Genomic DNA, 10,212 nt, shown 5'->3' on the forward strand with positions numbered 1-10,212 from the left:
AGCACCTCGTCGACCAGACCGTCCTCGATCAGGGGTTCAATGCGTTTTGGAGTCTTCATCAGCTTTTATTGTGGGTCCTTTATTACCAAACACGCGAAAGTCATTCGTTATACGGCAATCCACTCACGGGTGGGAGGGGGTGCCGACCTATGAACACTGCCAGGATCATCCAGAAGCACACAATCTGCCGGATTGGTCACAAAAACCGGACGTCCATCGCCGGCCGCCAAAGATCATAGCCGAGCCCGCATCACGTGTAGTTCATGGCTTGCGGGGCATTTGTGACAGGAGCTGACAGCCCGATTCCCGCTCTACGCAAGATTTTTCGTCACAACCCTCAATTTCCTCCGACAACAGCCGAAGTCCTAAGTGACAAAGTGATTTGTCCGACAATCGCTTGCACAACAATAGCGATAGCGCACTCAGGGATCCGAGTTGACCAGGAACGTTTACGGCTGCCAATAACCGCGAGTCATCTGCACTGCGTGGGCTTACAAGAAAAATCTGGAGCGCGGATGAACATCAAACAAAAGTTGACCTGGGCGTTTGCAGTCATCGCCTGCTTGCCCGTGGTGCTGGTCGCCACCCTCGTTGTGCTGAACTTGCGCAGTGATGCCAAGGACGATTTCGTCGACAACAGTGGTCGCGAAATCCGTCAGGTCAGCAACGCCATGCAACTGTTTTTCGACGGTATCAGCCAGAACGTCGAATACCTGGCCAAACAGCCGCTGATCACCCACTCCGACGACAGCCTCAAGACCTACATGAACGCCGATGCCGCCAGCATTCCTCAGGGCGAGATGGACAAAAAGGTCTTCGGTTTCCTGCAGGATCTGGGCAACGCCCATCCGTCCTACGCCTATGCGATTCTCGGTACTGCCGCTGGTGGTTACGTGTCGTGGCCGGACGATGCCAAGTTGGCCAACTACGATCCGCGCCAGCGTCCGTGGTACAAGGCAGCCCAGGCTAAACCTGGAAAACCGTTCCGTACCGAGGCCTATTACTGGGCCGAAAACGATACGTCTTACGTCAGCACCGTACGCACCATCGACAATAAGTTGGGCACCAATGGCGGCGTGGTCAGCATCGACGTGTCGCTCAAACAGCTCACCGAACTGGTCAAACAGATCAAACTTGGCGAAACCGGCTACCTGATGCTGTTGGAAAACTCCGGCACCGTACTGGTCGATCCGAAGCAACCGGAACACAACTTCAAGGCCCTTGGCAGCCTCGGCGAGGGTTATGCGCAATTGGCCAAGGCCGGCAAAGGCCTGGTCGAAATCGAACTCAATGGCGAGCGCTACATGGCCAACGTCTGGCCGTCTGAGCAACTGGGTTGGACCTTCATCGGCCTGATCAAGCAAAGCGACGTGATGAGCACCGCGACTCAACTGACCTGGTTGATCGCCATCATCGCGGCAGTGCTGGCCGTGATCTTCGCCGTTGCTGGCGCCAGCTTTGCCAGCCTGATCGTGCGACCGATCCGCAGCGTGGCCGACGGCCTTGAAGGCATTGCCCAGGGTGAAGGCGACCTGACCAAGAACCTGCAAATCCGTGGCAGCGATGAAACCGCGCAACTGGCCAACTGGTTCAACCAGTTCCTCACCGCGATTCGCAACCTGATCCAGAGTATTGGCGGCGCCGCGACCAAAATTCTCGACACCTCCAAGAGCTCGACCCAGGTTTCCAGCGACATGGCCGAAGCTGCCGGGCGCCAGCGCGAGGCGGTGGACATGGTGTCCACGGCGTTCCACGAAATGGTCGCTACCGCCAACGAAGTGGCGCGCTCTTGCAGCCAGGCCGCCGAGTCGGCCGATAGCGGTCAGCGTCAGGCCCGAGAAGGTCAGCAACAGATCGACGCGGCGGTCAGCAGCGTGGATCGCCTGAGCCAGGAAATCGAACAGTCGGCCCAATCGATGCAGCAGCTTGAGCGCGACAGCAATGACATCCAGTCGATCCTTGGGACCATTCGCTCGATTGCCGAACAAACCAACCTGTTGGCCTTGAACGCCGCTATTGAGGCAGCACGGGCCGGTGAGCAAGGTCGCGGCTTTGCGGTTGTAGCGGACGAAGTGCGTGCGCTCGCCAAACGCACAGCCGATTCCACGGCGGAGATCGACGGCCTGCTGGGTAATCTGGCCAAGCGCACCAGCCAGGTGACGCAGCAGATGCACGCAAGCCTGGACGTTTCCCAGCAGTCGGTAACGCGCATCGGCGAGGCCCGCAACAGCTTCGGGCAGATCCGCGAATCGGTGGACGTGATCCGTGACATGAACACGCAGATCGCCACGGCAGCGGAACAACAGCATCAGGTGGCTGAAGACATCAACCGGCACATCAGCCAGATCCATGGCGATGCGCAATTGGTGGCAGAGCTGGCGAACTCGGCGCGACTCGATTCCCAGAGCCTGGCTGGGTTGTCGAATGAGCTGGATGGATTGGTTCGTCGCTTTCGTACCTGATCCAAAAATGCGGTGGCCGCTTCGCGGCCAATCGCTGGCAAGCCAGCTCCCACAGGATTTTTCATCGTCCTTGTGGGAGCTGGCCTGCTCGCGATGGGGCCGTTACTGCCGAAACAACTCTCCCGGGGTAAACCCGAACAGGCTCTTGAACGCCGCAATAAACGCCGACGTCGAGTCATACCCGCAAGACAGCGCGGCATTGGTCACACTGTCGCCCTCTTCCAGCAAGCTCAACGACGACAGCAACCGCGCACGTTGACGCCAGCCACGAAAGCTCAACCCGGTTTCGCGCTGAAACAGTCGCATCAGGGTTTTCTCCGAGGTACCCAAACGCCCCGCCCAATCCTGCAACGTCACGTTGCGTTCGGGGTTTTCGATCAGTTCGTTGCACAAACCGAGCAACCGCTCATGGCGGGGCAATGGCAGGGAAAAACCGACTTCCGGCAAAGCGGCCAGTTGATCCAGTAACACACTCACCAGCCGCGCTTCCTGGCTGTCGCCCTGTGGATACTCCACCGGCAACAAACAAAAACTCTTGATCAATTCCCTGGCCAGCGGCGTTACTTCCAGCACGCGGCAACGACCGTCCGCCCATTGGCAATCCTCGCGACGCACATACAGGCTGCGCATCTCGGCGCGCATGGACGTCACGACCTGATGGTCAAGATCTGCCGGAATCCAGATCCCCCACTGTGGCGGCGCGAAGAAACTGCCTTCAGCGGTGTGCACACCGAGAACGCCACTGATAGCGTAGGAAAACTGCACCCAGTCGTGGCGATGGGACGCCGTCCATGAGCCGGCATTGAGGCTTTCCACCCTCGCATACAACGGGCGCGGCAGTACTGTAATGGGCGGAATGCTTCGTTCGAGGGAAACCTGTCCGTTGGTCGGCATTGACGGGCCTTATGTTGCGAGACGGATGATGGAGCGACGTTAGGCCATCTCGCGACTGTATTCAATTGCCCCCATTCCTGTGGGTTTTACAGATCGTTCCTACGCTCTGCGTGGGAATGCCTCAACGGACGCTCCGCGTTCGGCTCTTGAATGGGACGCAGAGCGTCCCGGGCTGCATTCCCACGCGGAGCGTGGGAACGATCAGTCGACGGAAAACCCGTGTTCCAAGAAATTCATCAACGCTCAATGATCGCAGTGACACCCTGCCCGCCCGCCGCGCAAATCGAAATCAACCCTCGCCCCTTCCCCGCCGCATCCAGCAGCTTGGCCATGTTGGCAACAATGCGCCCGCCGGTGGCGGCGAACGGGTGCCCTGCTGCCAGTGAGCTGCCTTTGACGTTGAGTCGGCTGCGGTCGATGGTGCCCAGCGGCGCGTCGAGGCCCAGGCGGTCTTTGCAATACTGCGGATCTTCCCAGGCCTTCAAGGTGCAAAGCACTTGTGCGGCGAACGCTTCGTGGATTTCGTAGTAGTCGAAATCCTGCAAGGTCAGGCCGTTGCGCGCCAACAAGCGCGGCACCGCGTACACCGGTGCCATCAACAGCCCCTCGGCACCGTTGACGAAATCCACTGCCGCGGCTTCGCCGTCGCGCAGGTACGCGAGGATTGGCAAGCCTCGCTCGCTGGCCCATTGCTCACTGCCCAGCAACACCAGTGAAGCGCCATCGGTCAGCGGCGTGGAGTTGCCTGCGGTTAGGGTGCCCTTGGCGCTTTTTTCGAACGCGGTTTTGAGCGTGGCGAGTTTTTCCAGCGTGAGGTCCGGGCGTAAATTGTTATCGCGGGTAAGGCCGAGGAACGGTGTCATCAAATCGTTGTGCCAGCCTTCAGCGTAGGACTCGGCCAGTTTCTGGTGACTTTCCAGGGCCAATTGATCCTGTTCTTCGCGGGAGATACTCCAGGTCTGCGCCATCAACTCGCAATGCTGCCCCATGGACAAACCGGTACGCGGCTCGCCATTGCGCGGGAACTCGGGGATCAGATGCCGAGGTCGTAGTTGCAGAAAGGTTTTCAATTTGTCGCCGGTGCTTTTGGCGCGATTGGCTTGCAGCAGAATCCTGCGCAGCCCCTCACTGACGCTGATCGGCGCATCCGACGTGGTGTCGACGCCACCGGCAATGCCGCATTCGATCTGCCCCATTGCAATCTTGTTCGCCACCAGCAACGCCGCTTCCAGTCCGGTACCGCAAGCCTGTTGAATGTCATAGGCCGGGGTCGACGGCGACAGTCGCGAGCCGAGCACGCACTCCCGTGTCAGGTTCATGTCCCGAGACAGCTTGAGCACTGCCCCGGCAACCACTTCACCGATGCGCAGCCCATGCAGGTTGTAGCGTTCGATCAGACCTTCAAGCGCGGCGGTGAGCATGACCTGGTTACTGGCCGTGGCGTACGGCCCGTTGGAGCGGGCGAAGGGAATCCGGTTACCGCCGATGATTGCGACGCGACGCAATTGAGTCATGAAAATCCCCTGATGAAATACATAGATACACCCCCCCCACTGTAGGAGCTGCCGAAGGCTGCGATCTTTTGATCTTGATCTTAAAAAACAGAGCCAAAAGATCGCAGCCTTCGCCAGCTCCTACACTGATCAGCGTAGGCCTTATCCCGTGGATCGAACGACTGATTGCCATTGATGGTCCACACTTTGAACCCCAGCTGCTGGAGCGCGTTCCATGTCTGACCGCTATATCGACTTCGCCAATTCATCCATCGGCCATCGTCTCGTCGCAGCGGTGGGCTTGCCCTCGCCGACCCGGCTGGAACGCTGGCAAGCAGGTCGGCTGCGGCCTGTCGAGGGTGCATTGCTGATCGGTGGAGGGCCGATGGCGGAGAAAGTCAGCGCCTTCGCCAACCGCCTGACCGATGCGATCTACAGCTATGGCACCGAGCCTTCCCTGGCGACGGCATGGATCCCCGGTCACGGACCTAAACTCAAGGCCGTTGTGTTCGACGCCAGCGATCTGCTGCAAACCGATCAACTCAAGCAACTGCGCGAGTTTTTCCAGCCGCTAATGAAGAACCTCGATCACTGCGCGCACCTGGTGATTCTCGGGCGCGATCCGCAGACCTTGAGCGACCCGTTCGCCGCCAGTGCCCAGCGCGCACTTGAAGGTTTCAGTCGCTCGTTAGCCAAGGAGCTGCGCAGCGGCGGCACCTTGCAATTGATCCATGTCGGCGAGGGTGCCGAAGATCAACTGGAAGGTCCTTTGCGGTTTTTCCTCTCACCGAAAAGCGCATTCGTGTCCGGGCAAGTCATTCGCCTGAGCCCTTGCGATACGCAAGTGACCGACTGGACGCGACCATTGGCCGGACGCAAGGCGCTGGTCACCGGCGCAGCACGCGGCATCGGCGCATCCATTGCCGAAACCCTGGCCCGTGACGGCGCCGACGTCATCCTGCTCGACGTCCCCCCGGCCAAAAACGATCTTGAAGCCCTCGCCGCACGCTTGGGCGGGCGCGGCATCACCCTGGATATCTGCGCCGAAGACGCCGCTGCGCAACTGGTCGAACAGTTGCCCGATGGGGTGGATATCGTGGTGCACAACGCCGGCATCACTCGGGATAAAACCCTGGCCAACATGACCCCGGAATTCTGGGACGCCGTACTGGCGGTCAATCTCAACGCTGCACAAGTGCTGACCAAAGCCCTGCTCGACAATGGCACCCTGCAAGACAACGGCCGGGTGATTCTGTTGGCCTCGATCAGCGGCATCGCCGGCAATCGCGGGCAAACCAACTACGCGGCGAGCAAGGCCGGTTTGATCGGTCTGGCGCAAGCCTGGGCACCGCAGCTTAAGGAGCGCGGGATCAGCATCAACGCCGTGGCCCCCGGTTTTATCGAAACGCAGATGACCGCGCATATCCCGTTCGGCTTGCGCGAGGCTGGGCGGCGCATGAGTTCCCTGGGCCAGGGTGGCCTGCCGCAGGACGTCGCCGAAGCGGTGGCGTGGCTGGCTCAACCGGGCACCGGTGCGTTCACCGGGCAAGCCTTGCGTGTCTGCGGACAAAGTGTCTTGGGGGCTTAGGCATGAACACCGATTGGCACACACTTGATCGCGAGCCCAAGTTGCCGGGCCTCTATGTGCGCGCGGCGACGCGCAGGAAAATCACCGGCACCACCTTGCCCGCCACCGGGTTGCGCTGCTGGGTCGATGTCGACGCGAAGCGTTTGGAGGCCTACCGCAAGGTATGCGGTTTTGCCGACAACAGCCTGCTGCCGCCGACCTACCCGCACATCCTGGCTTTCGCTTTGCAGATGCAATTACTCACCGCCAAGGATTTTCCATTCCCGCTGCTGGGGCTGATTCACCTGAGCAATCGCATTCGCGTACTGCGCCCCATGGGTGGGGTCAACCGGGTGCGAGTCAGCGTACAGGTGCAAAACCTGCAGCCCCATGCCAAGGGCGCCACCTTCGATCTGGTCACAACCCTGGATGATCAGTTGGGGCCTCTGTGGGAAGCCGAAAGCCGGATGTTATGCCGCGGGGTCAAGCTTGAAGGCGAGCCTGTGGAGGAAGTGTTGGCCTCGACGCTAACGCTCACCCAAGTGGCCAATTGGAAGGCGCCATCGGACATCGGCCGGCAGTACGCCAAGGTGTCCGGCGACTACAACCCCATTCACCTGAGTGCGGCCAGCGCCAGGCTGTTCGGTTTTCCTTCGGCCATCGCCCACGGGTTATGGAACAAGGCTCGCACACTGGCGGCCCTGGCCGACTATCTGCCGGCGGCGAACATCGAAATCGAGGTGCAATTCAAAAAACCGGTGCGCCTGCCCAGCGAGGTCGCATTGCTGGCCAGCGCCGCAGGGTACAGTGGTGAAGGGTCCAGTGGTGATTTGCAATTGATCGGTGCTGCAGATCTTGAGCACATGATTGGGCACTGGCGGCCAGTTGCCTGACTGATCAAAAGGTCGTCTGATCGCGATCCGCAAAAAATAAAAGCCCTGTGGGAGCTCGCCCCCACAGGGCTTCGTGTTTTATCGCGGTGGATAATTGGCCAATATCCGGGTGACGGTTTCGTGAATCGCATTGCTGCGATCCGTAGGGTTTGGCGTGCGGCTGAGCATCTGTTCGTCACTGCCGCGCCATACCAGTTTGCCGTCCTTGCCGTCGAGCATATCGATCTGGATGGTCGCGACCTTATAGGAAACCAGGCGGGTTTCGTTATACATCGGCGCGCCCCAGTAGCCGTTCCAAGGGTTACCCCAACCACCGCCGTAATTGGTGGTTACCTGCTGCTGGCGCTCTTCGACAATCAGGTAGGTCTGCACACTCAAATCACCCTTGGCACCAGGTGCGGCCTGGCGCAGCCCACGCTGGTCCATTTGATCCTCCACCGACTGGCGAATACGTTGCTCAGTCAGATCGCTCTTGATCCGTGGGTCATCGGGGCGGTATTGCAGGGCGGGTTCTTTCCAGCTCCAGCTGCGGTAGGCGGCAAAGTCGCGGCTGGCGTCGAAGTCATGATTGACCTGGTTGGCGGCGCAGGCACTGAGCAGCGCGGCCACCGCCAGTAAAGCGAAACGGCGGAACATGATGATTCTCCGGTTGAAGACATGAACCTTGGAAATGCTTCTTATCTACAGAAGCTAACTAGGAGGATACGCCGACATGGCCTTTTCTACAGCCTCTCGTATTGCATCCACTTGTTGGCTCTGAGTGCCCCGATGGCTGGTTTCAGCGCTTGAACTCCACACCGGTTGTCCGCTTTGCGCGTCGAACAATTCCACATGCACCACCACGACCTGTTCCTGGTAGGTCCGGACAATCGGCGCGCTGCCATACATGCCGTAACCCGGGCCATAGCCGTTGTAGCCGCCATATCCGCCGTAACCGTAATCGTCCTGGACTTGGCGCATACGGGTTTCCAAACGCAGGTCGGCGCTGACGAACAGGTCTGCCGGGCGATTGTCATGCAATGGCCGCAAGCCGCGCTGATCAAGCGCGCTGCTGACCGCTTCAGCGACCTGCGCCGAATCTGCCATCGCGGTGCCCGTCGGCAAATGCCCATCGAGCCAGGCCCAACTGCGGTAGCGACCAAAGTCACGGGGTGCCGCCGGGTAGGCGCTACGATCGAAGGTATTGGCCGCCTGGGGCGGCGCGGGCGGAATGGGATTGGAAGACGCCACGTACGGATTGGTGCCCTGGCAAGCGGCCAATCCCAGACAGCACAGCAACAACCCCGTACGACTTTTCATTTCACGCTCCGATCAAACCGGCCGACAGATCCAGTGCAAGTAACGACCAAGCCCGGCAAAGCTTGGGTGACGGCGGTGCGCCAGTTCCATTTCGAGCAAATCCGGCAACTCGGCGCGAGCCTGGAATTCCACCGGCATGTAATCGTGGAACACCCGCACGCCACTCTGGGTTTCGACCCGCCACAGACCTTCAAGTTGCGCCGCCAGCTCCCGTGGATCAAGGGGCTGTTGCGGGGTCAGGCTTTGCTTTTCGCCGGCCATGTCGTTCTTGCGCATCTTGCGGAAATGCCCTTTGAGCAAGTTGCGATAAATCAGCGCGTCGCGATTGTAGAAAGCCAGGGATAGCCAACCATCGGCCTTGGTCAGTTGATGCAGCACCGGCAGGATCGCGTGCGGTTCGGCCAGCCATTCCAGCACCGCATGGCACAGCACCAGGTCGTAGGGCTCGTTGAGCTGGCCGAGCAGTTCCTGCCACGGCGCCTGAATGAACGTTGCCGTTTGCCCGGCCTCGGCGAAGCGCTGGCGGGCCCCTTCGAGCATCGGCTGCGCAGGTTCGGCCAGCGTTACCTCATGCCCGCGTTCAGCCAGCCACAACGACATGTGACCAAGGCCCGCGCCGATGTCCAGCACCCGCAACGGGCGGTCCGGCAGGATTTCAGCCAGATCAGCCTGCAGCACCGCCAAGCGGATCGCGCCTTTGGCACCTCCGTAGATTTTTTCCGCGAAACGGGTCGCCAATTGATCGAAGTGACGGTCGCTCATCAGCTGAACCTCCGCTCGCTGTCGGCCAGTTTGCTGCGCACCACCTCATTCATGTCCAAACCCAATTCACTGCACAGCAACAATAGATAAAGCACGATATCGCCGATTTCCTGCCCGGCATGGGCCAGTTTGTCTGCCGGCAACTGCTTAGACTGGGCTTCGGTCAGCCACTGGAAAATCTCCACCAGCTCGGCCATTTCGACGCTCGCGGCCATGGCCAGGTTTTTCGGGCTGTGAAATTGCCGCCAGTCATTGCGATCTCGGATGGCGTGCAGGCGTTCGGTCAGTTCAACAAGGTTCATCGGGCTCTCCTGAAGGCGTATAGCTTCGGGGGGATGGCGGATGAAGGCAAGGGGCAGCGTCGTTGCCGGGACTTTGCGCCATACTTGAAAAGATCGCAGCCTTCAGCAGCTCCTACAGGGAACTCGATAGCGTGATCAACAGCCCAAGGCTCACCCCGAACCCGTTATTTCATCAGGACGCTCATTCCATGCAGGTAGAAGGTTTTTTCGAATGGCTCGGTCAGGCACTTGGCACAGTCATCCGCTTCATCGTCGACGCCCTCAGTGGCCTGTTCCAGATGGTGAGCCGTGCCAGCAGTAACTTTGTAGACGGCCTGTCCCGCGCACTGGGCATGGACACCTCGATCATCAGCATTGCTGTCCTGATCATCGGCCTGATACTGCTGTGGTCGGCCATCCGTGCGTTCATGAATGCGTCGATCATCATGGGGATCATCTGGTTGATGCTGGGGTTGTGGCTGCTCAGTTGGATCATGCACTGACGTGATATCTCCTGTGTAGGAGCTGCCGAAGGCTGCGATCTTTTGATCTTTAAAAGCA

At 59.7% G+C, this 10,212-nt stretch carries 9 protein-coding genes and 2 pseudogenes; 5 read left to right on the top strand and 6 right to left on the bottom strand.

All coding sequences use genetic code 11. The features are described from left to right. Nucleotides 1–671: 671 nt before the first annotated feature. Together ACRESJ_RS12065 and ACRESJ_RS12070 are read left to right on the top strand one after the other, a co-directional pair. Nucleotides 672–1,604, top strand: a pseudogene (locus ACRESJ_RS12065) (cache domain-containing protein); the annotation flags it as partial. A 261-nt stretch (nucleotides 1,605–1,865) separates the two neighbouring features. Then, a pseudogene (locus tag ACRESJ_RS12070) lies at nucleotides 1,866–2,462 on the top strand (methyl-accepting chemotaxis protein); the annotation flags it as partial. A 102-nt stretch (nucleotides 2,463–2,564) separates the two neighbouring features. Here ACRESJ_RS12070 and ACRESJ_RS12075 read toward each other — a convergent pair. Next, a complete protein-coding gene (locus ACRESJ_RS12075) occupies nucleotides 2,565–3,356 on the bottom strand; it encodes an AraC family transcriptional regulator (RefSeq protein WP_431758090.1) in 792 nt (263 codons plus the stop codon). A gap of 236 nt (nucleotides 3,357–3,592) precedes the next feature. Further along, nucleotides 3,593–4,870: an acetyl-CoA C-acetyltransferase gene (locus ACRESJ_RS12080; RefSeq protein WP_431758091.1), complete on the bottom strand. Its 1,278-nt coding sequence runs from the start codon at nucleotides 4,868–4,870 to the stop codon at nucleotides 3,593–3,595. A gap of 214 nt (nucleotides 4,871–5,084) precedes the next feature. Here ACRESJ_RS12080 and ACRESJ_RS12085 point away from each other — a divergent pair, with 214 nt between their 5' ends. Further along, nucleotides 5,085–6,437, top strand: a complete 1,353-nt coding sequence (locus tag ACRESJ_RS12085; protein ID WP_431758092.1) for a 3-oxoacyl-ACP reductase — start codon at nucleotides 5,085–5,087, stop codon at nucleotides 6,435–6,437. A 2-nt stretch (nucleotides 6,438–6,439) separates the two neighbouring features. After that, the gene (locus ACRESJ_RS12090; protein WP_431758093.1) at nucleotides 6,440–7,309 is read left to right on the top strand and encodes a MaoC family dehydratase; all 870 of its coding nucleotides are present in this window, start codon (nucleotides 6,440–6,442) and stop codon (nucleotides 7,307–7,309) included. A gap of 78 nt (nucleotides 7,310–7,387) precedes the next feature. Here ACRESJ_RS12090 and ACRESJ_RS12095 read toward each other — a convergent pair whose 3' ends face one another. From ACRESJ_RS12095 to ACRESJ_RS12110, 4 genes are read right to left on the bottom strand one after another with little or no spacing between them, the layout of a single operon-like run. After that, nucleotides 7,388–7,945 carry a DUF4136 domain-containing protein gene (locus tag ACRESJ_RS12095; protein ID WP_431758094.1) on the bottom strand — a complete coding sequence of 186 codons (558 nt, stop codon included), beginning with the start codon at nucleotides 7,943–7,945 and terminating at the stop codon, nucleotides 7,388–7,390. Nucleotides 7,946–7,999: 54 nt separating this feature from the next. Further along, nucleotides 8,000–8,608: a DUF4136 domain-containing protein gene (locus tag ACRESJ_RS12100; RefSeq protein ID WP_431758095.1), complete on the bottom strand. Its 609-nt coding sequence runs from the start codon at nucleotides 8,606–8,608 to the stop codon at nucleotides 8,000–8,002. A gap of 12 nt (nucleotides 8,609–8,620) precedes the next feature. Next, nucleotides 8,621–9,370 (bottom strand): methyltransferase, encoded by a 750-nt coding sequence (locus ACRESJ_RS12105; protein ID WP_431758096.1) that lies wholly within the window; start codon nucleotides 9,368–9,370, stop codon nucleotides 8,621–8,623. Continuing rightward, nucleotides 9,370–9,672, bottom strand: coding sequence for a MazG-like family protein (locus ACRESJ_RS12110; RefSeq protein ID WP_431758097.1), 303 nt, complete (start codon nucleotides 9,670–9,672; stop codon nucleotides 9,370–9,372). The genes ACRESJ_RS12105 and ACRESJ_RS12110 overlap by 1 nt, the downstream gene beginning before the upstream one ends. 188 nt (nucleotides 9,673–9,860) lie before the next feature. Between ACRESJ_RS12110 and ACRESJ_RS12115 the strand changes: the two genes are divergently transcribed. Further along, nucleotides 9,861–10,154: a hypothetical protein gene (locus tag ACRESJ_RS12115; RefSeq protein ID WP_431758098.1), complete on the top strand. Its 294-nt coding sequence runs from the start codon at nucleotides 9,861–9,863 to the stop codon at nucleotides 10,152–10,154. Nucleotides 10,155–10,212 lie beyond the last annotated feature (58 nt).

Source organism: Pseudomonas sp., from assembly GCF_050739655.1.
Lineage (GTDB): Bacteria > Pseudomonadota > Gammaproteobacteria > Pseudomonadales > Pseudomonadaceae > Aquipseudomonas.

Coding starts and splice junctions, on each gene's coding strand:
- ACRESJ_RS12085 (WP_431758092.1), top strand. CDS start 5,085: ATGTCTGACCGCTATATCGACTTCGCCAATTCATCCATCGGCCATCGT.
- ACRESJ_RS12095 (WP_431758094.1), bottom strand. CDS start 7,945: ATGTTCCGCCGTTTCGCTTTACTGGCGGTGGCCGCGCTGCTCAGTGCC.
- ACRESJ_RS12105 (WP_431758096.1), bottom strand. CDS start 9,370: ATGAGCGACCGTCACTTCGATCAATTGGCGACCCGTTTCGCGGAAAAA.
- ACRESJ_RS12110 (WP_431758097.1), bottom strand. CDS start 9,672: ATGAACCTTGTTGAACTGACCGAACGCCTGCACGCCATCCGAGATCGC.
- ACRESJ_RS12075 (WP_431758090.1), bottom strand. CDS start 3,356: ATGCCGACCAACGGACAGGTTTCCCTCGAACGAAGCATTCCGCCCATT.
- ACRESJ_RS12090 (WP_431758093.1), top strand. CDS start 6,440: ATGAACACCGATTGGCACACACTTGATCGCGAGCCCAAGTTGCCGGGC.
- ACRESJ_RS12100 (WP_431758095.1), bottom strand. CDS start 8,608: ATGAAAAGTCGTACGGGGTTGTTGCTGTGCTGTCTGGGATTGGCCGCT.
- ACRESJ_RS12080 (WP_431758091.1), bottom strand. CDS start 4,870: ATGACTCAATTGCGTCGCGTCGCAATCATCGGCGGTAACCGGATTCCC.
- ACRESJ_RS12115 (WP_431758098.1), top strand. CDS start 9,861: ATGCAGGTAGAAGGTTTTTTCGAATGGCTCGGTCAGGCACTTGGCACA.